22 protein-coding genes are annotated in these 26,941 nt (G+C 44.5%); 13 read left to right on the plus strand and 9 right to left on the minus strand.

Features of this window, described 5'->3' with window-relative positions:
* Positions 1 to 25 precede the first annotated feature (25 nt).
* Entirely contained in the window at positions 26 to 1,288 is a 1,263-nt protein-coding gene (amrS, locus tag dnm_RS22750) for an AmmeMemoRadiSam system radical SAM enzyme (RefSeq protein ID WP_207679182.1), read from the minus strand.
* Positions 1,289 to 2,085: 797 nt separating this feature from the next.
* Between amrS and dnm_RS22755 the strand changes: the two genes are divergently transcribed.
* Positions 2,086 to 2,604 carry a hypothetical protein gene (locus tag dnm_RS22755; RefSeq protein WP_207679183.1) on the plus strand — a complete coding sequence of 173 codons (519 nt, stop codon included), beginning with the start codon at positions 2,086 to 2,088 and terminating at the stop codon, positions 2,602 to 2,604.
* 144 nt (positions 2,605 to 2,748) lie between these two features.
* Here dnm_RS22755 and dnm_RS22760 read toward each other — a convergent pair whose 3' ends face one another.
* Positions 2,749 to 3,939 carry a thiolase family protein gene (locus tag dnm_RS22760; protein WP_207679184.1) on the minus strand — a complete coding sequence of 397 codons (1,191 nt, stop codon included), beginning with the start codon at positions 3,937 to 3,939 and terminating at the stop codon, positions 2,749 to 2,751.
* Positions 3,940 to 4,289: 350 nt separating this feature from the next.
* Entirely contained in the window at positions 4,290 to 4,715 is a 426-nt protein-coding gene (locus dnm_RS22765; protein ID WP_207679185.1) for an acyl-CoA thioesterase, read from the minus strand.
* 1,404 nt (positions 4,716 to 6,119) lie between these two features.
* Here dnm_RS22765 and dnm_RS22770 point away from each other — a divergent pair.
* Together dnm_RS22770 and dnm_RS22775 are read left to right on the plus strand one after the other, a co-directional pair.
* On the plus strand, positions 6,120 to 7,067 hold the full coding sequence (locus tag dnm_RS22770; protein WP_207679186.1) for a glycosyltransferase family protein: 948 nt from the start codon (positions 6,120 to 6,122) through the stop codon (positions 7,065 to 7,067).
* 26 nt (positions 7,068 to 7,093) lie between these two features.
* Positions 7,094 to 7,396, plus strand: coding sequence for a glycosyltransferase family protein (locus dnm_RS22775; RefSeq protein ID WP_207679187.1), 303 nt, complete (start codon positions 7,094 to 7,096; stop codon positions 7,394 to 7,396).
* A 479-nt stretch (positions 7,397 to 7,875) separates the two neighbouring features.
* Here the strand turns inward: dnm_RS22775 and dnm_RS22780 are convergent, their stop codons facing one another.
* From dnm_RS22780 to dnm_RS22800, 5 genes are all read right to left on the minus strand, one after another.
* Positions 7,876 to 8,523, minus strand: coding sequence for a queuosine precursor transporter (locus tag dnm_RS22780; RefSeq protein ID WP_207679188.1), 648 nt, complete (start codon positions 8,521 to 8,523; stop codon positions 7,876 to 7,878).
* 3 nt (positions 8,524 to 8,526) lie between these two features.
* Positions 8,527 to 9,471: a tRNA (adenosine(37)-N6)-dimethylallyltransferase MiaA gene (miaA, locus tag dnm_RS22785; RefSeq protein ID WP_207679189.1), complete on the minus strand. Its 945-nt coding sequence runs from the start codon at positions 9,469 to 9,471 to the stop codon at positions 8,527 to 8,529.
* 525 nt (positions 9,472 to 9,996) lie between these two features.
* Positions 9,997 to 10,890 carry a hypothetical protein gene (locus dnm_RS22790; RefSeq protein WP_207679190.1) on the minus strand — a complete coding sequence of 298 codons (894 nt, stop codon included), beginning with the start codon at positions 10,888 to 10,890 and terminating at the stop codon, positions 9,997 to 9,999.
* A gap of 66 nt (positions 10,891 to 10,956) precedes the next feature.
* On the minus strand, positions 10,957 to 11,448 hold the full coding sequence (locus tag dnm_RS22795) for a metallophosphoesterase family protein (RefSeq protein WP_207679191.1): 492 nt from the start codon (positions 11,446 to 11,448) through the stop codon (positions 10,957 to 10,959).
* Positions 11,449 to 11,946: 498 nt separating this feature from the next.
* Positions 11,947 to 14,244 carry a hypothetical protein gene (locus tag dnm_RS22800; RefSeq protein ID WP_207679192.1) on the minus strand — a complete coding sequence of 766 codons (2,298 nt, stop codon included), beginning with the start codon at positions 14,242 to 14,244 and terminating at the stop codon, positions 11,947 to 11,949.
* Between the two features lie 640 nt (positions 14,245 to 14,884).
* On the opposite strand from dnm_RS22800, the gene dnm_RS22805 reads away from it, so the two are divergent.
* The 5 genes from dnm_RS22805 to dnm_RS22825 all read left to right on the plus strand — a co-directional run bounded on the left by dnm_RS22805 (position 14,885) and on the right by dnm_RS22825 (position 21,167).
* Positions 14,885 to 15,469 carry a hypothetical protein gene (locus dnm_RS22805; protein ID WP_207679193.1) on the plus strand — a complete coding sequence of 195 codons (585 nt, stop codon included), beginning with the start codon at positions 14,885 to 14,887 and terminating at the stop codon, positions 15,467 to 15,469.
* Positions 15,379 to 17,799, plus strand: coding sequence for a hypothetical protein (locus tag dnm_RS22810; protein ID WP_207679194.1), 2,421 nt, complete (start codon positions 15,379 to 15,381; stop codon positions 17,797 to 17,799). The genes dnm_RS22805 and dnm_RS22810 overlap by 91 nt, the downstream gene beginning before the upstream one ends.
* Before the next feature lie 634 nt (positions 17,800 to 18,433).
* A complete protein-coding gene (locus tag dnm_RS22815; RefSeq protein WP_207679195.1) occupies positions 18,434 to 18,862 on the plus strand; it encodes a hypothetical protein in 429 nt (142 codons plus the stop codon).
* Positions 18,863 to 19,099: 237 nt separating this feature from the next.
* Complete coding sequence (gene mnmG, locus dnm_RS22820) at positions 19,100 to 20,971, plus strand: tRNA uridine-5-carboxymethylaminomethyl(34) synthesis enzyme MnmG (RefSeq protein ID WP_207679196.1); 1,872 nt, start codon at positions 19,100 to 19,102, stop codon at positions 20,969 to 20,971.
* 10 nt (positions 20,972 to 20,981) lie between these two features.
* A complete protein-coding gene (locus dnm_RS22825) occupies positions 20,982 to 21,167 on the plus strand; it encodes a hypothetical protein (protein ID WP_207679197.1) in 186 nt (61 codons plus the stop codon).
* Between the two features lie 2 nt (positions 21,168 to 21,169).
* On the opposite strand, the gene dnm_RS22830 is transcribed toward dnm_RS22825, so the two are convergent.
* Positions 21,170 to 21,352 carry a hypothetical protein gene (locus tag dnm_RS22830; RefSeq protein WP_207679198.1) on the minus strand — a complete coding sequence of 61 codons (183 nt, stop codon included), beginning with the start codon at positions 21,350 to 21,352 and terminating at the stop codon, positions 21,170 to 21,172.
* 130 nt (positions 21,353 to 21,482) lie between these two features.
* Between dnm_RS22830 and dnm_RS22835 the strand changes: the two genes are divergently transcribed.
* From dnm_RS22835 to glnA, 5 genes are all read left to right on the plus strand, one after another.
* Positions 21,483 to 22,721: an ABC transporter permease gene (locus tag dnm_RS22835; protein ID WP_246556062.1), complete on the plus strand. Its 1,239-nt coding sequence runs from the start codon at positions 21,483 to 21,485 to the stop codon at positions 22,719 to 22,721.
* Positions 22,722 to 23,196: 475 nt separating this feature from the next.
* Positions 23,197 to 24,492, plus strand: a complete 1,296-nt coding sequence (locus tag dnm_RS22840; RefSeq protein WP_207679199.1) for an ammonium transporter — start codon at positions 23,197 to 23,199, stop codon at positions 24,490 to 24,492.
* A gap of 35 nt (positions 24,493 to 24,527) precedes the next feature.
* Complete coding sequence (locus tag dnm_RS22845; RefSeq protein ID WP_207679200.1) at positions 24,528 to 24,668, plus strand: hypothetical protein; 141 nt, start codon at positions 24,528 to 24,530, stop codon at positions 24,666 to 24,668.
* A gap of 2 nt (positions 24,669 to 24,670) precedes the next feature.
* Entirely contained in the window at positions 24,671 to 25,009 is a 339-nt protein-coding gene (locus tag dnm_RS22850; protein ID WP_207679201.1) for a P-II family nitrogen regulator, read from the plus strand.
* A 298-nt stretch (positions 25,010 to 25,307) separates the two neighbouring features.
* Positions 25,308 to 26,720 carry a type I glutamate--ammonia ligase gene (glnA, locus tag dnm_RS22855; protein ID WP_207679202.1) on the plus strand — a complete coding sequence of 471 codons (1,413 nt, stop codon included), beginning with the start codon at positions 25,308 to 25,310 and terminating at the stop codon, positions 26,718 to 26,720.
* The last annotated feature ends 221 nt before the right edge of the window (positions 26,721 to 26,941 follow it).

Genomic DNA, 26,941 nt, shown 5'->3' on the forward strand with positions numbered 1-26,941 from the left:
TCAGCTATACAACACCTCCGAAATCTCAGGTCCAGACACCTGCAATTACCTCATTGCAGTATCCACACCGCCCGTTCTTCAAATGTTCTGCCGTGATAAAAAAACCGGTTCTTAATATGACCGGTTTTCCGCATCCGGGACAGTAAGTATTATTTCCGGGATGTCCGGGAACATTTCCCACAAACGGATAACGAATTCCCCTGGCCTTTGCAATGTCATAGGCCCGTTCCAGGGTTGCTACGGGCGTGGGAGGAAGATTCCGCATCTGATAATCAGGGTGAAAACGGGTAAAATGTATCGGCACATCCGGGCCCAGTTCTCCCATCACCCATTCTGCCAGTTCTGTCAGCATTTTTTCAGAATCGTTTAATGTCGGAACAACCAAATTCACAATTTCCAGATGAACACCGTTTTTGGCCACCTGTCTTATGCTGCGTAAAACCGGCTCTAATTCCGCATTGCAGACCCGGCGATAAAAATCTTTGTCAAATCCTTTGAGATCAATCTTAATGGCATCAAGAACAGAACACATCTCATCAAGGGGTTCTTTGTTCATGAATCCGCAACTGATGAGAACGCTGCGGATATCCTGATTCCGGGAAATTCGGGCGATGTCTGTCAGATATTCGGTAAAAACCGTGGGTTCATTATAGGTGAATGCAATAACAGGAACATGACGTTGTGCTGTCGCCTGAACTATGGCTTCCGGAGGCGTGTATCTGGTTGAGAAATCTTCGGGACGGGCCTGGGATATTTCCCAGTTCTGGCAAAACTTGCAATGAAGCGGACACCCCGAAGTTGCCAGAGAAAACGCCGAACTCCCTGGCAGGAAATGATAAAGCGGCTTTTTTTCGATGGGATCAACATGCATGGTGACAGGGCGGCCATACACAAGACTTCTCAGTTCGCCTCTGACATTGATCCTTGCCTGGCACGCTCCGCGTTCGCCTTCGTTTATGAGGCATTCCCGGGCACATAGCAGACATTTTACAATGCCTTTTTTATGGTCATACTGACGTCCTTCAATTTTATCATCCGGTTGGTGACATGATAAACATTGCCCCCCCGGGGAATTGGCCGATATCCAGTAGCGTGCCAAAGGCGCATTCCGAATCATTTCATCTGAAGGAGAAGACAGAAGGCCGCCCCATGCGTTACCGAGAAACGCTTCGGACCAGGGCGGATAAGACAGAGAAAGACCGGCCCCGCCCAGAATCATACTGGCTCGGGATACACTTCTTAAAAACTCACGGCGAGATATGTTTTTGTTTTTATCAGGGGGAAACATTTTAAATCACCTGCCCTTTTCATCCGCAGGGAGGGTAGAAACATAGTGTAACTTTAAAAAATATAATTATGTCCGGTTGTGTTTCACTTCAGACCATTTTGGCGGGGCTGTGTTGCGCGCCGCCTCCCCTGCTCAATAAAATTTAAATTTGAGGCAAGAATATGGTACCACTCATTTTTATAAAAAAATATCACTGAAAATGAGGGATGTCAAGCCTGAGCAAATTTTTATGTTCTAAGTCGGAGACAGTTCTTTTTTTCTGATTATAACGGATTTAGTGAAGATTACAATATACTGAAATTATTGCTAAAGCATACCGTCCTCTCCAAATGCCGTTCCGGGGAAAACTGACGCCATGCGCGGCTTATAATGCCACAAAGGCACGAAGACGCGAAGTCTCACGAAGGCTCTCCGTGTCCCTCCGTGTCTCCGCGGCATTGTCTTTCCGGTCAGAAAAAAGCCGCACATGGTCCGGCATCTGAGAACTCGATGTTCAAGTTTTTTTCTGTCATTCCTGCGAAAGCAGGAATCCGCTGCTCCCGGAAGCGCCGTATATGCCCAAAATGGATTCCTGCTTTCGCAGGAATGACAGGCTTTTTACTCGAACCGGCATTCCTGCTTTCGCAGGAATGACAGGCTTTTTACTCGAACCGGCATTCCTGCTTTCGCAGGAATGACAGGCTTTTTACTCGAACCGGGTCAAAAAACTTGAACATCGAGTGAGAATGTCACTGTTTTCCGATTTTCCCCGGAATGGCGGGGGCCTCCCCTGAATCCGTTATCATCAGAAAAAAAGGGTGTGTCCCACCTTTTACACATCCGAAAAAATCAGCCGCAAAGACACAGAGAAACTTCGTGAAACTTTGTGCCTTCGTGTCTTCGTGGCAAAAAAAATGGCCGGTTCCGCTTTTCACACATCCGAAAAAATCAGCCGCAAAGACACAGAGAAACTTCGTGAAACTTTGTGCCTTCGTGTCTTCGTGGCAAAAAAAATGGCCGGTTCCGCTTTTCACACATCCGAAAAAATCAGCCGCAAAGACACAGAGAAACTTCGTGAAACTTTGTGCCTTCGTGTCTTCGTGGCAAAAAAAATGGCCGGTTCCGCTTTTCACACATCCGAAAAAATCAGCCGCAAAGACACAGAGAAACTTCGTGAAACTTTGTGCCTTCGTGTCTTCGTGGCAAAAAAAATGGCCGGTTCCGCTTTTCACACATCCGAAAAAATCAGCCGCAAAGACACAGAGAAACTTCGTGAAACTTTGTGCCTTCGTGTCTTCGTGGCAAAAAAACGGGTGTGTCCCGCTTTTTACACATAAAACCTGTCCTTGTGCAAAAGGCGGGACACACCCGAAAAAAAGCCGCAGGCTTTCCGCCCGCGGCTTTTTTTACAGCAAAAGATTATTCGGAATTAAAAATATCTGACATTCAAAACACAAATGAAATCCCGAATTTTCATCCCATTAGCCCACCTTTAAAATAATGGCAGCAGCTGTATCTCCGGCGGCACATCCGCCAAAGAGCATATATCCGCCACCCAGCATTACAGCTTCTTCAATTCCTTCTATCATACAGCGACCGGCTGTGGGTCCCTGGGGATGTCCGAAAATCATGGAACTTCCGTAATTATTGAAACTGTTGACGTCAATATTCATCTGCTGCGCCATATAGAGATCATTCGCGGCAAAAGGATTATGGGTTTTAATCACCTTGGTATCATGAATATCAAGATTGGCCTTTTCAAGGGCCATTCTCACTGCCGGTACCACGGCCGCGGCCATAAATCCTTTTTTGGCCCTGGCGTATCCGTAAGAAATCACCTGGATTTCAATTGCCGGATCAGCACTCAGTTCTTTTGCCTTTTCTCTGGTGGTCACTGTGATTCCCACATTTCCATCCGCAGGATGAGTCTGGGCACCAAACGTATGGACACCATCAGGCAGAACCGGTCTTAATTTGGCAAGCCCTTCTTTGGTTGTCGGCGTGACGCCTTCATCTGCCTCGACCAGAACAGTTTTCTTTTTGGAAACCTTTACTTCCGGCGCAAACATATATCGCTTCTGAAACGCCCGGTCATCAGCAAGCGCGTCCAGATATTGCTCATAGCGTCTCAGTGCCACATCGTCGCACTGCTCTCTTGTAACACCAGCTTCCTTGGATACATTTTCCGCAGTCTGAATCATGGCGTTTCCTGCCCAGGGATCCTTGTTGAAGTTATCCATGAGCCAGTTTTCCGATTCCACCTCTCCGCCGGGTCCCATGGGATTGGGCCAGATCGTATGCGGACCGTTTGAGCATCTGTCAACCATAAGGCAGTAGGCATTCTGATAATAATCATTCTCCACTCCCAGACTTGCCTGATAAACGCAGGTGGTTGAGGTGGAACATGCCTGCATGAGGGTCACACCGGGAATGCCTGTCGCGCCTATCATGGCCGCGGACCATGTCGAGCCGTAAAACATACGGTGCTGATGGATCGTAAGCCCCAGAAAATGATAATCAAACATTTTGGGGTCCCAGTTTTTTTCTGCGAACCACCTCTTGGAAGTATTTGCTCCCAGAACAATAGCATTTTCATTGGCCATGATCCCCTGCCATCTGGCAAAAGGCGTAGAATAATAACCTTTGTACGGTATAAACGCTTTTGTCAACATCTCATTCCTCTCCAAAAATTAAAAATTAATAGTAAACTACCGTGCAATCTGATGCCGGGTTGAGGTAAATAAAAAAATCCCGATATATTCAAAACCCGGCAATAAATCGCCGGGTATAAAGATCTTCAGAAATAAGGTATTACAAAAAAAATAATTAGTTGTCAAACTGAACGATCCGTTTTCATCTTGCAGTCATACAAGAGCAGGTCGTTAATTTTTTGCAATTATTGTTTCTGAAAATCCGAGAAAAAGATAAACGTTTTTCAAGTCCCGGGTACGTCCCCCGGGGTTGAAAACACCGGAATTTTACTGGCTGAACATGCTCAGATGAAACCAACGGTAATACAGGATCAGGCATATTTTTTCTGATAATCCGTCAGTCTCTGCCGCAGCCATTCCGGAAGTTCCGTCTTCCTGAAGGTGTCCATGTTCAGGCACACGGTCACGTTATGTCCTGAGACCACCACAATCTCCGGTTCTCCGCGCTTATATGTGGTGTAGCCCCAGGTGACTGAGGTTTGGCCGATATCCAATACACTGACTTCAACCTGAATCAGATCACCATAGCGCAAAGGATGACGGAAGTCCGTCTCCAAGTGAACTGTGGGAAATCCCACACGATATTTATTTAAGACCGTTGGGTAATCAATTCCCAGCTCGCTGCTGAACAACTCCTCCAGCGCAACATGGAAATAATGCAGAAAACGAGGATAATAAACGATTCCCGCGTGATCAATATCACTAAAACAAACTTTCAAATCTGCTCGAAAAGCCATATCACTCTCTCCGGAAACAGTTTTTAAGGCCAGGCTGAGTTCCAAATCACATCAGAAGGGCGCATTCCCATTTTCCCGATATCTTATGCAACCAACTGATTTAACTGATTTGATCTTAAAACGATTATAAAACTGAATCGTTATAAATCAGATACTTACAGTGATGACCAGGAAAATGGGAATGCGCCCCATCAGAAGCATCTGCCGACTTTTTTACATGATTCATCATTAAAGCAAGGTTCAACGTCAGAAAATCCCTTATGTTTTTCTGATTTAATTTTTAACCCTAACACCTGATTAATCTCTTTGTCAAGAACAGTTTCAGGCAGTTTGCCACAAGTGATGATGAATGAAATTCAGTATTTTGATATTCAGGAGAATGAACAGAATTTATCATTACTTGTCTAAAACTGGCACAAATTTTTCCATAAAAATATATGAAATCGGTTCGGTTTTACAACTGATCTTTACATAACTTTTTTTCTATAAACGGCCATGATCTGCCGGTCACAACGAACCATGAAAGTTTTATAGTTTTTCCTGACACTTAACACTTAACACCTGACACTTTCATATAAACGGGCATGAGCGGTCCGCTCACAACGAAACATGAAAGAACTTTTAACTTTATTAACTTTATTAACTTTAGTCACTTCGGACACTTTCATATAAACAGACATGACCCGCCAGTTACAACGAGCGATGAAAGTCGGGGAAAATCTCAAATTCCAAATCTCAAGTATGGCACAGGACTTGCGCACGGAAAATTTTGTTCCCATTTTTATAAAAAAGTGGTGTTATTGTTTTTATCAGTATGGTAATATTAGTTTTTGAAGAAATATTCTGATCAAAAAAGGAGGAATAATGCCAATGCTGACGGATTTGGAAAAAGGCTGATAAAAGCTGCCTAAAGGCATCTCTGATTATCAGCAGATCGAAAAAAAATTTTCAGGCCCCCGCGGGCAGACAGGGCGGACGGGGAAGAAACCCGGCTTTTTCCGGCGGGAGCGAGACTTCGTCCGGGGGAAAAAGCCGGGTTTCTCTGCTGTCCCGAACACGGCCCGGAAACTTTTCGGGTAGTCCTGCACAAGTAGTGATGAATGAGATTCAGTGTCCTGATAATCAGGGAACTGAACGAGATTTGTCACTACCCTTGAAGGACTACCACTTTTCGATCCAGTGACTGTAAGCCGTCGTACTTTTTTATTGTATAAGGAGGTTAAGGAGCTAAAATCGAGAATACGCGTCCATCGCCGGATGCCTGATGCCGCTGGCATGAAAGCGCCCTGGAAATACCGGGTATTGATTGAGAAGATGATAAGTCCGCTCCTCTGTATCAGGCATTCTTGGAAATCGCCTCACTCTCTGCGAAAAAAAGACTCGTCAGAAAACAACGATAAAGGTATGGTGAAAAAAATGGATATCCCTTTTGACAAAGTAAGCAATATCGGATTTATTTCAACCCGTCTTGCCGGAACAGACGGGGTTTCCTTGGAAACGATAAAATGGGCTGATGTTTTTGAGAAAAAAGGGTTCTCCTGCTTTTATTTTGCAGGAGAGCTTGACCGGCCTGAGGACCGCTCCTATCTCTTAAAAGAAGCCCATTTTAAGCATCCTGACATCCGAAAAATTTACAGGAACTGTTTCGGAGTCAGTACGCGGCGTCGCAGTCTCACGAAAAAAATTCATGAGATGAAGGAGCATATAAAAGATCATCTTTACAAATTTATCAAAAAATTCAACATTAATCTTCTGATTCCTCAAAATGCGCTGACAATACCGCTTAATCTTCCCCTGGGTCTTGCGATTACAGAGGTGATATCGGAAATGGGCATTCCCACCATTGCCCATCATCACGATTTTTTCTGGGAACGTCAGCAGTTTAAGACAAATGCAGCGTGGGAGTATCTGAACATGGCCTTTCCTCCTCATATTCCCACAATCCGGCATGTGGTGATCAATTCGTCTGCAAGTAACCAGCTAAGTCTCAGAACAGGCGTCTCATCAACCATCATCCCCAATGTAATGGATTTTGAAAACCCGCCTCAGAAGCCTGACGGTTACGCCTCGGATGTACGAAAAGACCTGGGAATTGAAGATGGCGAACTTTTTATTCTTCAGCCCACAAGGGTCGTCAAGCGAAAAGGGATCGAACATGCCATAGAACTGGTCAGAAGATTAAAAATGAAAGCCAAGCTGGTTATTTCCCATGCTTCCGGTGATGAGGGGCATGATTATGAAATGAGAGTAAGGCAGTATTCAAAGCTGATGAACGTGGATACGATTTTGTCTCAGACATCATTGATGATTGCAGAGGATGCTCTGAAAACGGAAAAAAAATCTATACCCTGAATGACATTTATCCCTATGCTGATCTTGTGACCTATCCCTCGGATTTCGAGGGATTCGGCAATGCTTTTCTTGAGGCGGTGTATTACCGTAAACCGATACTGGTAAATACCTATTCAATTTACCGGATTGATATCCAGCCCAAAGGATTTTCAACCATTGAAATTGACGGATATGTCACGGAAAAAGCAGTTCGTAAGACAAAGAAGATTCTGAAAGATGCTGCCCTGCGTGAGAAAATGGTGAATGACAATTATAAAATCGCAACGCAGTACTATTCTTATTCTGTTCTTCAGCAGAAACTGATGAATCTTATGCTTCCCAGCAATTGAATCACTGTCATCTGTCGAATAAGGTGTCTGAACCACCGACACATTTTTAAGTTTGCAGTTCTGCGTTCAGGCGGTCTGAGACCGCCTGAACGTGGGACTAAGTACCCGGCCATAAATTTTCAGGTATCAGTGGATTCCGGGTCAGAACCAATACCGTTCGGCACGATTTTTGCGTACATTTGTAACTAACTGAATTCATATATCCGGAAAACTGAAATCCCGAAATGTCCGCCGGGCGTTTTTCGGAAACAATTTCTCCAAAATGCGGAAATGCCGGGCATTTCCGTCCGGCTATGCAAAAATCATGCCGAACGATATTGGGTCAGAACTGAAAAAAAGTCCTTTTTTTCAGTTCCGCCCGGAATGACATGTGGCGCATGTCGTGCTACTTATGGCAGGAAATCCCGGAAAACTTTTGGCCAGCTACTTATGAACGGAAGCCCCGGTTGTCATCTGTCTGCCGGGAACTGACAAAGATATCAGTTGGATGTAATATTTTTGTTCTTTTCCATAATGATGCCTGTTTTCCTGCGAATCAGCCAGACCAGAAAATAGATAATCGGGGTATCTGACAGCGCTATTGTAAGTTTCACAATCCATTGGCCCAGTATTAACGGCCATACAGGAAGAACATTGTAAAAAGCAATGGTGACAAAAAGAAACGAGTCAACAAACTGGGAAACAGCAGTGGAAAGGTTGTTTCTGAGCCACAAATGCCGGTCTTTTGTTATCTTTTTCCAGAAATGAAATGCCCATACATCATGAAACTGACTGACAAGATAGGCAATAAGGGATGCCACAATAATTCTGGACGTACTTCCCATAATTGTCTGAAAGGCTTCCTCCTGGTGCCAGAACGGCGCTTCGGGCAACAACAAACTTATCCGGACAAGGAGAAATACAAACACAAGCGCCAGGAACCCGCCTAAAACTGTAACATTCGCTTTTTCCTTTCCCCATATTTCACTGATTACATCAGTGGCAATGAAAGTCGCAGAATATGCAAGAATACCGGCAGGCACAAATAATCCGAAAATATTGATAATTTTATTCGCAAGAACAGAGGCGATGGCAATACTTCCCGCGAAGATGCTCACCAATATGATAAGGTATTTCTCATTTCTCACTTCTCACTTCTCATTTCTCACTTTCACAAAGTCTGAAACTAACCCGAGGATATCCTCTGTTTCTTCCGGGTCCCTCCATTCAATCTCAGAATCTGCCTTGAACCATGTCAGTTGGCGTTTTGCATATCTTCTGGTATCTCGCTTCAAAGTTCTCAGGGCCTCATCATAAGAAAGACGCCCGCGGAGAAAATCAGCAATATGGCGATAACCAATAGACTGCATTGACTTGAGGTTTTCGGAGTAACCCATGTCAAAAAGTTTCCCCACCTCATCAGAAAGCCCCTGTTCGATCATCGCATCAACTCTTGACTCAATACGATGATAAAGCATTTCCCTGTCCTTATGCAGACCGATTTTTAACACATTAAACGGCGCGTCCGCGAACCTATGCTCACGGTGGTGGTCAGAAATGGTTCTTCCGGTAATTTCATATACCTCAAGGGCTCTGACAATCCTGAAAATATCATTCGGATGCAGCCGTTCCGCTGTCTCGGGATCGTACTGACCTAATCGCTCATGAAGAAAAGCAGATCCGCTGAGTGCTGCTTCCTGTTTCAGGCGTCTGCGGATATCCGGGTCCGACGGCGCATCACGAAACATGCCCTGTGTCAGCGATTTGATATAAAGCCCTGTGCCGCCCACAACAAAAGGCATAATCTTGCGCTGATGAAGTTCCATGATCTTTTTCCGGGCCATTTTCGCAAATTTTGCAGCATCAAAAGGTTCATCCGGCTCGACAATGTCAATCATATGGTGGGGAATACAGGCTTGTTCATCCGGAGTTGGCTTGGCCGTGCCAATATCCATATATTTGTAAATCTGCATTGAATCAGCGCCGATAATTTCACCGTCAAACATTTTGGCGATTTTGATTGCAACGGAGGTTTTCCCAACTCCTGTGGGGCCGCAAATAATGACAACGTCGAATTTCGGTTTATCAGAATTCATAAAACAAATCCATTTAACAGGTGGTTAAAAATTTTCCAAGTTTTGACAGGTGTTATCTGCCTGTGGAACCCGGGAAATCCGCAAAATGCGAAAATTCAGTTGATAATAAGATTCTCAGAACCTTGAAAATATCAGTCTGAAGGCTGATATCACAGACAATAAAATTATATTCAGTAGATCGAAAAGTTTCCGGACTGTGTGCGGCATGGCAGAGAAACCCGGCTTTTTTTCCCGGACAGAAGACTCCCCCCGCCGGAAAAAGCCGGGTTTCTCCCCCGTTCGCCGTGTCTGTCCCGCGACAGCCCGAAAACTTTTCGATCTACTGATATTAAATAAATGATTGACAACAGATTCGGAATGGAAACAAAATAGCGGAAGATGATGAGAGCAGGAGAGTCATTTTCTGTCTGACATTGCTGGCAACGGTATTTATTGGCAACATCTGTTTCATTATGAAAGTGCCAGATATCAGGAAAAAGACTGGGACTTTTCATATTTTTGTTGTGACCGCGAACTTATGACCATTTATCCGAAAATATCCTCAACAACTCCGCCGCGCTTCAGAAATTTAAGCGGATCAGGATGTTTCAGAATCTTATGCAGGTAAGCCTTCTGTTTTTCCTTGGCAATATCATACAAATTTTCATTGACATTCCATCGTGAGGCAAAATGCAGCCGCAGAAGTCGGTCAACTTCCTCAGACAGTGACTGAATACGATTTTCAGTGAATTCGTAAAAACAGATTGTCTTTTGGAGAAGCTCCACCTCACTTTTATATCCGGGGACCTTGCCCTCCTTGAATTCATGGTAAAGATAAAGAAGTTTTTCCAAATAAATCCGGTCAGACATCTGCGCCAGAAAATCCGCCACTGCCAGCATTTTCCCAAGAGATTCAACTTCCTCGGACGGGAACGTTATACCGGAAATATCAACAAAAGGATTGGTACACAGAATCATGGCCTGGCCCTCGACAATTTCATCATAAGACAAACCGTGTTCAGTGCCGTGGCGTTTTATAAAATCCATACTTCGCTGAACATGAGTGCTGGTGTATTTGGCTCCGGTGCCTTCAGTGTCATGGTTTTCCTGAATATATCCTGTATCGTGGAAAAGTGCTGATATCAGCCCCAGCATAACATGGCGATAGGAGAAGGTCATGTTGTCAATCACGCCGCCGTGAATCATCCGCGCCATTGCGAGAAAAACATCAGTGGTATGACGGAGGTCATGATATTTCGTATTGCAGGCCCGGTATCCCGGATAAGTTCCGTTAAAAAGCCTGAGAACTGTCATAAATACAGTTTCAACAGGAGCAAAATCAAATTCGGAAGAAATCATGCTACAGATAATTCTCACTTCCTTCAGTACGTCTTCCGGACAATCTATTTGGAGAATGCAGTAGATATCCTTATCATCCATTATCCTTCTTTCAAAAGTCATTGGTGATTAATGATTCGCCATCAAGATACAACACACATCAGAAAATCATTCGTCCATCTGAATAATCTGTGCATCCAGATCAGATCCCCTTATATGAAGCAAAGACACGGTAACGGGATAATCTCCCCGTTTCGGGCCAGCACTGCCCGGGTTTAAAAAAAGTACGCCGTTTTTCTTTTCAACAAATGGATTGTGAGTATGGCCGTTGATAACAGCAGCAAAACCCGCGGCCCCGGGATCCAAATCAAGCTGATACGGATTATGAAACATATACAGACAGACGTTTCCAATCTCAATAATTTCCGTGACAGGAAGTTTGTTTGCCCATTCCCCGTAATCCATATTTCCCCGAACAGCCGTGACAGGAGCGATTTCTCGCAAAGCCTCAAGAATATTTGGCCGATCAACATCCCCTGCATGAATGATCAGGTCAGTCCCATTAAAAATTTTGGCTATCCCGGGCCGCAGAAGGCCGTGGGTATCTGAGATAACACCGACAAGAAAATTATCCTTGTTTTTTAATTTTGCGGACATCATAATTTTTTCCCTTGTACGGGTGCAATTCCAAAGTGATGTAAACAGTGCAACTGTCTGAAATTATTAAAACGGATATTTCAACAAAATTTCTGTCTGTTTCAGTTATTTCGGCGTATTATATAATTTCAGCATTTCGGATCATCACTTTGGGAATGCCTCCCTTGCACGTTCAGTCAATGATCAGGTTTTTGACAAAAACCATTTATTTCATGAAACAGAGGGAAAAGTCAATGGGCTTATCATCGCTCGGAATATTTATTAAGTACCTGACCATAAGTTTTCGATATTCGCACAGGAAAGAAACCCGGCTTTTTTTTCGGAATGAGCCGCCGCCTCTGAAGGAAAAACCCGGGTTTCTCCGCGGTTCACAGAAAAAATGTATAAAAAACTTTTGATCAGGTACTTATGAAAGAGAGTTGTGATTTGGGATTTATGATTTGCGATTTGTCATTGATTCTGCTCCGACTTTTCAGCATATTTCAGTTCGCAGTTCAGCGTTCAGATGCTTTTCCCTTGTTTTATATATTCGCAGAGTTTCGTATTTGTACATAATTCATAATATTTCCGATCTGTTATATCTGTAATTTCTAAAGTGTCCGCGTCAATTCTGGGGATCAGACTCTCCCGAATCACCAAACGCTGATATGTTCCGGTCACAGTGGGAAATTTTCCAATATAAAATTTATGCTTCTTTTTTTGAACAGAAGCCTCCACAGGCTTCAGATCAATCTCTTCTGACAGTTTTTTAAAACCGGTGGCATCCAGTTCAATGCCGTTGACATTATACCGAAGCGACAGATCATCGCTTGTAACCGCTATTTCTTCATCTGATGCTGTCTGAAATACATAGAGATTGAACGGCTCGTTATTTCCGGCCATTTTTTTTCGGACAGCTTTTGAACATCCTGAAAGCCGGTCTGCCAAATTAATTGCTGATGATATCATAATCTGATTATCACCGTCAAAAAAAATCGTGGGCGCATTATCCCGATAGGTAATGCCAATCCCCAGTTCCAGCTCCGGCAGCTGGTATTTTTTATTTTTGGTATTATATCGCTGTATGACAGAGAGCATGCTGATGGCAAGGCCACATGCGCGGGCCACGCTGTACCAGTCTTCCGGTGTATCCTCTCTTTCATAAATTGACAGGATATATGCGTCACCTTCGATACAGACCTTCACCGCACCATAGTCAGGCAGTATCTCCGTAATGGGATCAAAAAAGTTCAGGCTGAAATATGTTGCCGGATTCAGTCCTTTTTTCTTCATTTTGTGGACAACATCCGTGGACCCCCGGACATCCGCCTTGATAATGACATGGCTGATCACCGGTTTTTCTTCGGATTCACGTTCATGAGGTAACAAAAACTCATATAACGTGTTGTTTGCACGGGAAAGGCTGATAATATCTTCTTTTGTGGTCAGGTTGATACAGTCCATGGCCTCTTTAAGCATATTATAATTCTGCACGTCCCTGTGATAGCGAATAAAACCGTTGAGAAATCGTATCAGATACGCTTTTCTGGTTCTGACCCTGACTTTTTCCAGTTTTATTACCAAATCCCGGAGCGGTCTCAGAGAAAATGATTTTTCATAGTATGGCTTCAGCCGCTTCAGCCGGGTTTTGATACCCCGCCTTGATTTGGGTGAAATCAGAAATTCTGAAACTAGCTGAGGAACCAGCGGCGGGCAGTATTCGAGATAAACAGGCTGCATTTCATAAGTGGCGGTGATCCTTTCAATTATGCCTTTTTTTCTGAATTTCCTGTAAAAAAAATTCAAAAGTTTCTTTTGCTCCCTGGCATAGTTTTTGAGATATAACAAACTGTTTTTGGTCCATTTTTGTTTTTTCAGCGTCTGAAGTCGCTCCCATGATTGAAAATAATTGAACAACATATCAATATTACTGACTTCCATGGTCCAGGCATCACTATTCTGATTATCCGGTTCCGGGGAGGGGGTTTTCGGTGCGGAGTCCGGGTTTTGTGCTGATGCCTTTCTGAGTGCGGCAGCGGCATCCTTTGAAGCAATTTCAGCCAGGAGGCTTTTGATAAAAGTTATTAAAGTATTGTAGTTGTCAGTATCCTCAAGACGATGGCCCAGCAATATATCGTATTCTTCTATTGTAAAAAAATCGTCAGCGATATCTTCCACATGAAACAAAGGGTTGGAAAAAATATGATCAGGAAGAACAGCCTCTGCCCCGAAATTTGACTCACGCATTTCCTTTAACTCCTTGGTCTGAACTTCAGTCAGATGCTGAAACAGTTCATTGCCTGTATTGCGTAAAATCTTCTTTTTTTTTTCCAAAATTTCAGAGAGTTCTCTTTTTAACTGTCCGGCTTCCTCCTGCTTATGGGGTGAACTTTCATACTGCTGTATAATATTTTTAAAATGCACAATCAGTTTCTCATATCGGTCCCGAATACTTTTTGTTAAAAATTTGATAATGGCTGCCTGAACCAGATAATCAATTTGGATATCACGACGCAGCTTTGCCTTGTTGACTCCGTCCATCATGACCTCATGGCAAAGCCTTTTGAATTCATCCTTTTCTTTGCCTGGATTCGCAGATTTGTCCAAGCCCAGAATTTCTTCGGATTTTGTATGCGCGGCAATAATCTGTGTTATTATTTTGATGGCCGCCTTGCAAAAATCCGGACTCAGATGGACGTCATACCGAATATTGTCAACACCCCTGGCCAGTCTGTTCAGGGAAAATATAATTTCCGGAGTTTTAATGGGAAACTCTTTCAAACTGAGGGGTTTGAAAGAATTTTTTAAAAAAGTGAACATGATTAAATGAAGTCCTGTTTCCGAAAGATGCTTATCATGTTTATGCTGTTCTGTCAGATGATTTCAAAGCGTTTTTACCTTTCCGCTTATGATCAGTAAAAAAATGTTTACAAAAGAGAACTGATCTTATATAATTTTTTTTGAAATTTTTTTGGAAATGAATCATAACTAACAGGCTAAATTCATTATTTATTATGCACCATAAACGGAAATATGGGGCTTTAATTAAAAATTTTACCTTGAAAAATGGGAATTTTTTTTCAATTTTGGTTTTTATTGGCAAAAAATTGTCTTTCCGGTAGGGACGACAGTATCTGAATTCATTTTGACAAATGCCGAGGATAAAAGGGGCCAGCTCCTGCGTCCTGGCTTTCAGGACAAAAATTATGCCTGAAAAAAAACAGAATTGAAAGACTATATTAAATTTATTTTTAGACGCGTCTGTAATGGCGGGTTGATAAAAAAAGAGACTTGCTCTTTCCTTAGACTGATTCCTATTCTCAGCTTGTTCATTTCATAAAACAGCAGGATAAGTCAATAGGGTGAAAAGAGTATTCTGGGGGGAGGAATTTCCTACCTTCGGGCAACTTGCTTCTGTATTTGATTCTGAAAAGGGGGAAAATAAAAAAAAGGGATTTTTATGGGAAAAAAAAGTTCAGCCAAATCAACTTCAAAAAAGAAAAGTACATCCAAAAAAAAGGATCCGGCAGTAAAGAAGACGACTACAAAAAAAAAGGTTACTGCAAAAGCTAAAACCACAGCTGCAAAAGCCAAAGTAAAAAAGGGAACAGGCGTCAAAAAAGCCGCTGGGACAAAAAAGAAAATTTCTTTAAAAAAGCTTGTATTGAAAAAATTTGACGCGTGGGAGCCTGAGCGTCTTTTCGAGCCTGCCGGGGGGGAGGCGGAAGAATTTTCAGCCCCGCCCTTTGTCTCGGATGAAAAGGACGCGGGGGAACTCAGGGAACTGCTGGCCAGAGCGTTTGATTTCAAAACATTTCCGAAAAAGCCGCGGGTTCCGGTCGGCGAGCTTCTTGCAAAGCAGTTTGACGCGTGGAAGCCTGAGCGTCTTTTCGAGCCTGCCGGGGGGAGGCGGAAACATTTTCAGCCCCGCCCTTTGTCTCGGATGAAAAGGCCTTGGGGGAACTCAGGGAACTGCTGGCCAGAGCGTTTGATTTCAAAACATTTCCGAAAAAGCCGCGGGTTCCGGTCAGCGAGCTTCTTGTGAAACAATTTGACACATGGGAGCCTGAGCGTCTTTTTGAGCCGGATCAGGGGGAGGCGGAAACGTTTTCAGCCCCGCCCTTTGTCTCGGATGAAAAGGACGCGGGGGAACTCAGGGACCTGCTGGCCAGAGTCTTTGATTTCAAAACATTTCCGAAAAAGCCGCGGATCCCGGTCAGCGAGCTTCTTGTGAAGCAATTTGACACATGGGAGCCTGAGCGTCTTTTTGAGCCGGATCAGGGGGAGGCGGAAACGTTTTCAGCCCCGCCCTTTGTCTCGGATGAAAAGGACGCGGGGGAACTCAGGGACCTGCTGGCCAGAGTCTTTGATTTCAAAACATTTCCGAAAAAGCAGCGGATCCCGGTCAGCGAGCTTCTTGTGAAGCAATTTGACACATGGGAGCCTGAGCGTCTTTTTGAGCCGGATCAGGGGGAGGCGGAAACGTTTTCAGCCCCGCCCTTTGTCTCGGATGAAAAGGACGCGGGGGAACTCAGGGGCCTGCTGGCCAGAGTTTTTGATTTCAAAACATTTCCGAAAAAGCCGCGGGTTCCGGTCAGCGAGCTTCTTGCAAAGCAGTTTGACGCGTGGGAGCCTGGGTGCCTTTTTGAGCCGGATCAGGGGGAGGCGGAAACGTTTTCAGCCCCGCCCTTTGTCTCGGATGAAAAGGACGCGGGGGAACTCAGGGAACTGCTGGCCAGGGTCTTTGATTTCAAAACATTTCCGAAAAAGCCGCGGATTCCGGTCAGCGAGCTTCTTGTGAAGCAATTTGACGCGTGGGAGCCTGGGCGTCTTTTTGAGCCGGATCAGGGGGAGGCGGAAACGTTTTCAGCCCCGCCCTTTGTCTCGGATGAAAAGGACGCGGGGGAACTCAGGGGCCTGCTGGCCAGAGTCTTTGATTTCAAAACATTTCCGAAAAAGCCGCGGGTTCCGGTCAGCGAGCTTCTTATGAAGCAGTTTGACGCGTGGGAGCCTGAGCGTCTTTTTGAGCCGGATCAGGGGGAGGCGGAAACGTTTTCAGCCCCGCCCTTTGTCTCGGATGAAAAGGACGCGGGGGAACTCAGGGACCTGCTGGCCAGGGTCTTTGATTTCAAAGATTTTCCTGAAAAGGCTGAGGAGCCTGAAGCGGAAAAAACGCCTGAAGCACCTGCTGTTCCTGAGAAGGAACCTGAAAAGGCTGAGGAGTCTGAAGCGGAAAAAACGCCTGAAGCACCTGCTGTTCCTGAAAAGGAACCTGAAAAGGCCGAGGAGTCTGAAGCGGAAAAAACGCCTGAAGCACCTGCTGTTCCTGAAAAGGAACCTGAAAAGGCCGAGGAGCCTGAAGCGGAAAAAGCTCCTGAGCAGGAGCCTGAAGCGCCAAAAGCCGAACCTGAAAAGCCTTCGGAACTTGTTAAAGAAGAAATAAAACCTGATAAAACAGCGGATGAATCCAAGGAAACAGCTAAAGAAGCTGTAAAACCAGCAGAGATCAGAAAAGCGACTCCCGAGCAATACAGGCCTCCTGTGAAAAATCAGGGAACGCCGCCGAAAGTGGACGAAACTCATGATGAGCTGCCCGCTCCTAAGAAAGGATCTGACCCTATGCAAAAGACGGTAAAAATTTCTATTGCCTGCGTTGTTTTTGTTTTTGCAATTATTATCGGTACCAGTGTTTCAAATGTTCGCAAATATTATATTGAAACGACTGATGAAGCTGTTGAAATTTGGCAAGGGTGGTTTGCCCCTCTGGGCGAGGAGATGATTGTGAGTCTTCCCGGGGTGCAGGCACCGGAAACTGTGAAATCTGTTTACGCTAAAGAAGAAGTTTATCCGCTTGCATTCAACTATTTCATTCAGAAAGCAGATACGCTTTTGGAAGCTCCGGGTACTCTTGATTTTGCAAAAATCAATTTTTATCTGAACAAGGCGATTTCATTCGGAACCCCGGAAAATGTAAACAAGGCTTATGAACGCTTAAAAACAATTGATCTGCTCATTTTGATGAACAAGGCAGACATTGCCGCAAGCAAAGGAACGCTGGCCGGCTTTGAAGCCGCGTTGAAACATCTTAATAAAGCTGCCTTGCTTGTTGAGAAGATCGTTTCACCCAAGGTCAAAGACAATCAGGTTGAGTATGTCAGCAATAAAATTGAACTGGTCAAAAGTTTAATGGCAAAGCTTAAAGCAAAGGAGACTGAGAAGTCAGCAGAGGAATCTGAGACAGATCAGAAAACGTCAGCACCGGACTCTGAAACTGTTCAGGAGAAGTCAGCACCGGACTCTGAAACTGTTCAGCCTGATTCGGTGAAGAAAGTCGAAGAATCAGCAGAGAAATCTGAAGCTGCTCAGGATGATTAATTCCGATTCCTGCCAAATATCCAGAACGTAAGATACAGTGAATTACAGGTTTCATCATGTAAATCTGTAATTCACTCCATTCAAAGACCACCTTCTGTCGCAATCTTAAATTTTTGACCTAAGAACAAAAAAAATTGAGAATTGAGAATTGAGAAATTTTTAGTTCTTAACCTTAACTTTCAGTTTTATAAGGGATATCCAGAAAAATAATCTGCCCACCCTGCATTTTGCAAGGCGGGTAAATTATTTATTGGACATTCCCTAATTTCCTATATAATTAAAGAATAATTAATTGAAAGATCAAAAAAAATTTTGGGGACCGCACCTGTATTTTGATTTCAAAAGGTTAAACTTATAAAGGAACTCGAAATAAATAACATACCCGATACAAAGAACATAGGGTGGGTGAAGCGAAGCGCAACCCACCGCACACCAGGCATTTTATTTTTGGTAAAATCCCTAATCACTCCCTGACTATCAGAACTTGTCCGAAGTATTGCTGAAAGACATTGGTATAAAAAAACCTGTTTCGGAAGCCTCGGAAGTCCGGCTTGTTCCATATCAGAAAAAATATATTGGACAGTTTTGCTGACTCGAAAACAATGACATTTTTTAAAAGATAAGCAGAAATATCATGGATAAGAGCCAGAAATATATACAGATGTGTGAAAAGTCCGGAGAAATCCAGACAAAATGGGTTCAGGGCAAAGGTGACTGGTTTCTTGATGAAAACGGAGTTTTTAAATGCTGTGTATCTGCTGATTATGAATCAGCAATCATAAAAAACGGCTTTCGAATTACAAAAAAGGAAGGCATTATCCGTTTATCAAAATATATATGGCTTCCCCGACTGGAGCAGCTCATGGAGATGGCGCAAAGGAAAGGAATAAGTTACGAAAAATCAATTTATATGTTTTATGAGTGGACCAAAATGCCTTATGATGAATTATCGGGGCAGCCCCGGAAAATTTTTGCCTCTGTGGAACAGCGTTGGCTGGGATTTGTCATGCAAATGAAATATTTCAAAAAATGGGACAGAGACAAATGGATTAGGATATTTTAACCCAGCCTTTTGCCGGACAGGATTTGGTTGCCGGACGGGGTTTGCAACCCCGTCCGAAACATTTCCGAAATTTTCAGCAGCAATGACTTTACCGGAAGGGGTTGAAAATCCCGTCCCACAAAAGGGAAGTTTCGATTTTCTGCTATAACATATTAGTTTTAAAGAATTTCAAAGCACATAAAGCCGAAGTTTGGGAACAAATTCGAAAGCAGATGATCATCAACTAAAGGAATTTTTATGGTTTTCTACTCTAAAAAATACGACGTAATTGTTGTGGGCGCGGGCCATGCCGGATGTGAGGCAGCATTGGCATCCGCCAGAATGGGATGCTGTGTGCTTCTCATGGCTATTGATTTGGATAAAATCGCTGCTATGCCATGCAGTCCTTCCATCGGCGGCATGGCAAAAGGACAGCTGGTAAAAGAGATTGACGCCCTTGGCGGTGAAATGGCCAAAATTACAGATAAAACCGCCATACAGTACCGAATATTGAATACAAGAAAAGGGCCGGCTGTTCATTCATCCAGAACGCAGAATGATAAAATTCGTTATCATATTGCCATGAAGTCGGTGCTTGAAAGGCAACCGAATCTGGATATTAAACAGGCCATGGTTGAACAGCTTGTTATCGAGGATGGGAAGATCGCGGGCGTGGAAGATCACACCGGGTTCGGATATCAGGCGCAGACGGTTATTCTTGCCACAGGAACCTTTTTAAGCGGTCTGGTTCATATTGGCTTCAAATCAATCCGGGCCGGAAGGGCCGGAGAATTTGCTTCTTACGGGCTTCCGGCTCACCTGAAAGACCTGGGATTTCAGCTTGGGCGTATGAAAACCGGAACACCGCCCCGGCTGAAGCGATCCAGCATAGATTTCAGCAAGTTTGAAAGACAGGACTCGGATCAGGAACCTGTGCCGTTTTCATTTTTTACTGAAAAGATCACCCTGCCCCAGATGCCGAGCTATCTCGGACATACCAATAAAACCAGTCAGAAAATCGTAAGGGATAATCTGGAGCGTTCTGCCCTGTACGGCGGAATGATCACAGGAGTTTCAGCCCGATACTGCCCCTCATTTGAAGATAAGGTTGTTAAATTTTCCCATAGGGAGAATCATCGGGTTATCCTTCAGCCTGAAGGACTTGACACCGATGAAATCTATGCAAGCGGTCTTGGAAACAGCCTTCCCCCGGAAATTCAGATTCAGTTTGTCCGGTCTGTTAAGGGACTGGAGGAAGCTGAAATCATGCGGCCCGCTTATGCCATTGAATATGATTATGTCAATCCGATTCAGTTGAAACCGACCCTTGAAACCAAACGGATTTCAGGGCTGTTCATGGCAGGGCAGATTAACGGGACGTCAGGATATGAGGAGGCAGGCGCACAGGGAATGTGGGCAGGTATCAACGCGGCCGGCAAGGTTCAGGAGAGACCGCGGTTCATTTTGGAGAGATACCAGGCATATATGGGTGTCATGACAGATGATCTGGTCACGCGGGGAACCCGGGAGCCTTACCGCATGTTTACCTCAAGGGCAGAATACCGGCTGATGCTGCGGGAAGATAACGCGGATATCCGACTGATGGAAAAGGGTCATGAACTGGGGCTGATTGACGATGACACCTTGAAAGATATGAAAGAACGGAAAAAACAAATTGATTCGGAAATAACGCGGATAAAGGGAACTGTGATAAAACCGCAAAAAGCTGTAAATGATTATCTGGAAAGCCATGGCGCAAAGCCTCTGAGTCATGCTGTCCCGCTTGATCAGTTGCTGAAAAGAGCAGAAATGGATTATCATGTGGTTGAGACCTTGGCCCCGGGTCCTGATTCTGTTCATAAAAAGATCATCCGGCAGGTGGAGACAGAAATTAAATATGAAGGTTATATCCAAAGGCAGTTAAGGGAAATTGAGAAATTCAAAAATCTGGAACGCATGAAGATACCGGAAAATTTCGATTTTAACACTGTGCATGGTCTTTCAAATGAACTCAGGGAAAAGCTTTCTGAAATAAGACCTGCTTCACTGGGCCAGGCATCTCGGATTGATGGCATCACCCCTTCTGCAATTTCTGTACTGATGATTGGTATTAAGGGCCTGGGAGACTGATCATCATCAGATGGAAAAAACTCTGAACGATCTCGTTCCCACGCTTTGCGTGGGAATGCAGGAGAGACGCTTCGCGTCACGAAGCTCCCTCTGCGTAGGATTCGAAGCGTCCCAAAGGGCAGACAGAATAAGGACGCGAAGCGTCCGCTCCGCATTCCCACGCAAAGCGTGGGAACGAGATCAACGAGATCAATGAAATCAGGCTCCTTCGGCAAAGGACGCGAAGCGTCCGCTCTGCATTCCCACGCAAAGCGTGGGAACGAGATCAGGCTCCCTCGGCGTAGGATTCGAAGCGTATTCGAAGCGTCCCGGAGGGCAGACGGAATAAGGACGCGAAGCGTCCGCTCTGCATTCCCACGCAAAGCGTGGGAACGAGATCAAATGAGATCAACGAGATCAACGAGATCAAGCGTGAGAACGAGATCAAACGAGATCGCCAAAATTTTTTGAAATTCCGAATTCAGGGGCAATCTCCCGATGACTGCCCCGCTATTATGAAAGGAAACATCTCATGTCTATAGATATCAAAATGGCTTGGCGGAATATCTGGCGGAATCCCAGACGAACCCTTCTGACCATTTCCGCTATTGCCTTTGCCAGTCTCCTGCTGGTCTTTATGTTGTCTTTTCAGTTCGGAAGCTATGAAACCATGATCAATGCCGCGGTGAAGATACAGACCGGCCATTTTCAGATACAGGCTGAAGGATACAGGGAAAAAAGAAGCATTCGTCAGGTGGTGTCTGATCCGGCCTCGGCTGGGAAGATTCTGGACAAGATACCGGAGATAGCTGCTTACACCTTTCGTGCCGAGGCGTTTTCCCTGGTTTCTTCTGAAAATCGTACATATGGTGCAATGGTGGTGGGCGTTGACCCGGTCAGAGAAGCCGGCGTATCCACCCTTAAAGAGTTAATCAGGGAGGGAAGCTATTTCTCTGACAATGACACGGCTCATGCCTTGGTGGGAAGACTTCTGGCTAAAAACTTACAAGCAGGGATAGGAGATGAACTGATCCTACTGGGACAGGGACGTGACGGATCTGTCGCTGCCACGGTTGTGACGGTCAGGGGGATTTACAGTTCCGGCCAGGATGAATTTGATCGCTCTGCTATCCATATCCCTTTGAAATATTTTCAAGATATTTATACTATGAACGGGGCGGTCCACGAAGTGATAGCTGTTGGCAGATCATTGGAAAATGTGTCCGAAATAAAGGCGGATGTCGTTGCCCATATAAAAAAATCAGCCATAAAATCCTCTCTCGTGGTTTTGGATTGGGAGGAGCTTATGCCCGGTTTGCGCCAGGCCATTTCCATGGACCTGATCAGCGGGCTTATTTTCTGGTTCCTTCTGATCATCATTGTGGCGTTCAGTATTTTAAACACGTTTCTCATGGCGATTTTCGAACGGACCAGAGAATTTGGCGTGATGATGGCTATCGGAACAACACCGGGGCGCCTGACCAAACTTCTCCTGATTGAGTCCGTGTTTATGACCTTACTGGGGGTTATCTCAGGTATCTTTCTGGGGGGGCTGCTTACATGGTATTTTCAAATTCATGGGATTGATTTTGGCAGCGCAAATGAATTGTTGAGCCAGTATGGTATCTCCGGACGAATGTATCCCAAACTTTCCCTGCTTTCCGCTTTGCTCGGACCGGGCATGGTCCTGTTCATCACTTTTTTAGCCGCGCTGTATCCGGCTTTTAAGGTCAGGAAGCTGCGTCCGGTGGAAGCCATGTCATATACTTAATTTATAGTTAAAATTCATGTTGATTTTGTCAGATTTGCCAGCCAGGGGTTAAAAATTCCGTCTGGCAATATGAACGTCACAACCCCCTGTTCCACAAAAGAGATTCTCAAAATTTCACAGGTCTTCACCTGTCTTTGGCATATGAATATAAATTTACAAATCTGTATTTTTCCCCTCCATTTTATTACAAAATTGTAACTATTCTGCCTCATTTCTCAGACCCTTTTATTAAACTTATCTTATTGAATTATTATGATCATTTGTATTTTTTTATCATTATGGCATACCTTTTGCTATGTAATATATACAACTGAATCACGCTTGATTCATCGAATAAGTGAGAGGACCTGATTTGCTGAGTTTATATTTTCGGAAAATGGCGCTTATCAATGATTATAAACCCGGCTGACAGAATGAATCCAATTAACCGCTTGACATTTTATCAATTTTTTAAGAAAACAAGGAGATAAGAAAAATGAAGCTGAAAAGTCTGGTGCTGACAGCAATTTTTTCAATGATGCCATTTTCTCTGGCTTTTGCAGAAGGAGATACCTTAAATTCCGGAGATACCGCATGGCTCATTGTATCCACAGCATTGGTAATGGTCATGACGCCTGCGGGTCTGGCGCTTTTTTATGGCGGGATGTCGAGATACAAAAATCTGCTCAACACTTTTGCAATGACAATTGTCGCATATTGTCTTGCAAGTGTGATATGGATGATGTGGGGATATACCCTCGCGTTTGGCTCTGATAACGGCGGGCTCATCGGCGGCCTGGAATATTTGTTTATGTCCGGAATCGGGGTGGACAGCTTGTCAGGAACTATTCCGACATCTGTGTTCGCACTTTTTCAGATGACATTTGCCTGCATTACGGTGGCACTTGTTCTGGGTTCCATCGTTGACAGAATGAAGTTCTCTTCATGGATTATTTTTACGAGTTTATGGGTGACATTTATCTATTGTCCTGTGGCTCACTGGGTCTGGGGCGGCGGCTGGATGGGAGATATGGGTGCGCTTGATTTTGCAGGCGGAACCGTTGTTCATATCAACGCAGGTGTTGCCGGTCTTGTGCTTGCCCTGATGCTGGGAAAGCGAATCGGATATGGAAAAGAAGCCATGTTTCCGTCAAGTGTCTCATTAACTGCACTGGGAGCTGCTCTGTTATGGTTCGGATGGTTCGGTTTTAATGCCGGGAGTCAGTTGGCTGCTGACGGCATTGCCGGTTCGGCGTTTTTAGTCACCAACACCTCGGCTTCCATTGCAGGACTTTCATGGCTGTTTGCAGAATGGCTTTATAATAAAAAACCCACGGTACTGGGACTTGCCTCCGGAATCGTCGCGGGTCTTGTCGCCATCACACCGGCCGCGGGTTTTGTCAATTTACCGGCTTCTCTGATTATCGGACTTGTGGCAGGGGTTCTCGGGTTTTTCAGTGTTGCAATAATCAAGCACAAAGTTGGCTATGATGATTCTTTGGATGCGTTTGGCGTACATGGTGTATGCGGTATATGGGGTGCGCTTGCCACAGGGATTTTTGCAAACCCGGCCATAACCGAAGGTGCAAAAGGATGGCTTTACGGAAACCCCAGACAGTTATGGATTCAGGTGGTCTCAATCGGAGCAACAGCAATCTACACAGCCATCGGAACGGTCATTATCGTTTACATAACAAAAGCCCTTACCAAAGGACTCAGAGTGGATCGGGAAAGCGAGATTGAAGGGCTTGACAGCTCAATACATGGGGAAAGAGCTTTTGAAATAGAATAATTTGAAACTCGGAACTTAAAATTTGAAACTTGGAGATGAAACTGGAAATCGTTACACATAAGAAAATTTTCGAGCCTCTGAATTTCGAGTTTCAAGTTTCAAGTTTCGAGTTTCGAGTTTCAAGTTTCAAGTTTCAAGTTTCAAGTTTCAAGTTTCGAGTTTCAAAGGAGAGGTAAAAATGAAAAAAATTGAAGCAATTATAAAGCCTTTCAAACTGGATGATGTCAAAGAGGCGCTGAATGAAATCGGCATTCAGGGAATGACAATTTCGGAAGTCAAGGGCTACGGAAGGCAAAAAGGGCATAAAGAAATATACCGAGGTGCTGAATATGTGGTTGATTTCATACCCAAGACGAAAATTGAAGTTGTAGTGCCATCAGATTTGGCAGACAAAGTAGTGGCAAAAATTCAGCAGGCTGCAAATACTGGCAAACTGGGGGATGGAAAAATCTTTGTGCTTCCCGTGGAAGAAGCTATCAGAGTTCGTACCGGAGAAAAAGGAAAAGACGCAATTTAGACAGTTATCAGCAGAGACAAGGCACGGCCTTGTCTCTGCGTCTCTGCCTGTTTCAGGGGGCATTTTGGCTTAAAAGATGTGTACGGATTTACGCGTTGCCGTACTGACTGCCTAGTATTTTTAACATCTTAAAAATTCAGTATTTAAAAAGTCAGATATAAAAAATTTGACTATTGCTTGATAAGTACCCGGACAAAAGTTCTTCGGTATTTTTATCCGGAGTGCTGAAGTGAAATTTTAGCACAGACACTTAACTGACAACCGACAACCGACAACTCAGAAAAGGAGAGCTTTTATCATGACACCGACACAAGTCTTAGCAATGGCAAAGGAAAAGAATATCAGAGTGGTTGATTTACGTTTTATGGATTTTCCCGGGGTATGGCAGCATTTTACGGTTCCCATAAGCGAGCTGGACGAATCAAGCTTTGATGACGGGTATGGTTTTGACGGTTCAAGTATCCGGGGCTGGCAGCCGATTAACGCCAGCGATATGCTCGTGATACCGGACGCTTCAACAGCTAAAATTGATCCGTTTTATGAAGAGCCGACCCTGGTGCTTATTGGAAATATTTTTGATCCGCTCACCCGGGAAGCATACACCCGGGATCCGAGGAATATTGCTAAAAAGGCAGAAATGTATCTCAAAAGCACGGGAGTCGGTGATGTCGCATATTTCGGGCCGGAGGCGGAATTTTTTATTTTTGATGATGTCCGTTTTGAATCTTCAAAAAACGGGGCATTCTATCAGGTTGACTCGGTAGAGGGAAGTTGGAACACCGGCAGGGAAGAATGTCCCAATCTGGCTTATAAGCCCCGGCACAAGGAAGGCTATTTTCCGGTTCCCCCCACGGACAAGTTCCAGGATATACGGACTGAAATGCTCCTTACTTTGGAAGACCTCGGAATAGATGTTGAATGTCAGCACCATGAAGTCGCGACAGCTGGTCAGGCAGAAATAGATATGCGGTTCAAGCCCCTGGTTCAGATGGGAGATCAGCTTGTCTGGTTCAAGTATATACTCAAAAATGTCGCGTGTAAGCACGGTCATACTGTAACCTTCATGCCTAAGCCCCTTTTTGAGGATAACGGAACCGGCATGCATACCCACATCAGCATCTGGAAAGGCGGTAAGCCGCTTTTTGCAGGGGATAAATATGCGGGCGTTTCCCAGGAAGCCCTGTACGCCATCGGCGGCATACTGAAACACTGTAAGGCATTATGTGCGTTCAGCAATCCCACCACCAATTCTTACAAAAGACTGGTTCCGGGATTTGAAGCACCGGTAAACCTGGCGTATTCAAGCCGTAACAGAAGTGCGGCAATCCGTATTCCCATGTATTCCATGTCACCCAAGGCAAAACGAATAGAGTTCCGGACACCTGATCCCTCCTGTAATGGCTATCTGGCATTTTCCGCTATGCTCATGGCTGTGTTGGATGGTATTGAAAATAAAATAGAGCCGGGTGATCCTCTGGACAAAGATATATACTCCCTTCCCCCGGAAGAACTGGCTAATGTTCCCTCTGCCCCGGGATCTTTGGAAGAAGCCCTTTCAGCTTTGGAAGAAGACAATGAGTTCCTGATGAAAGGCGATGTGTTTACCAAAGATGTGGTTGAGAAATGGATTGAGTACAAGACCGAAAAAGAGATCAATGCTGTGAAGCTTCGCCCGCATCCCCATGAATTTTTTCTGTATTTTGATATATAATCTGTTCAGTACCCGTATGATCTGACTAGAAAGCAGCTAAAGCCTTTTAACAGGTTTTAGCTGTTTTTTTTCGAAAATTGAAAAACGCATCGTTTTTATGCAAAAGAAATATCTCATAAAAATTCCTGACTGACAAAATCCTTCCCTAAAAATCAGATAAGATCATCCCAATATCCCCGTTATAGTTAATTTTCCAGACACCAGCCGCAAGGCCCTGTTTA

The sequence above is a fragment of the Desulfonema magnum genome (assembly GCF_017377395.1).
In the GTDB taxonomy this organism is placed as follows: domain Bacteria; phylum Desulfobacterota; class Desulfobacteria; order Desulfobacterales; family 4be13; genus Desulfonema_C; species Desulfonema_C magnum.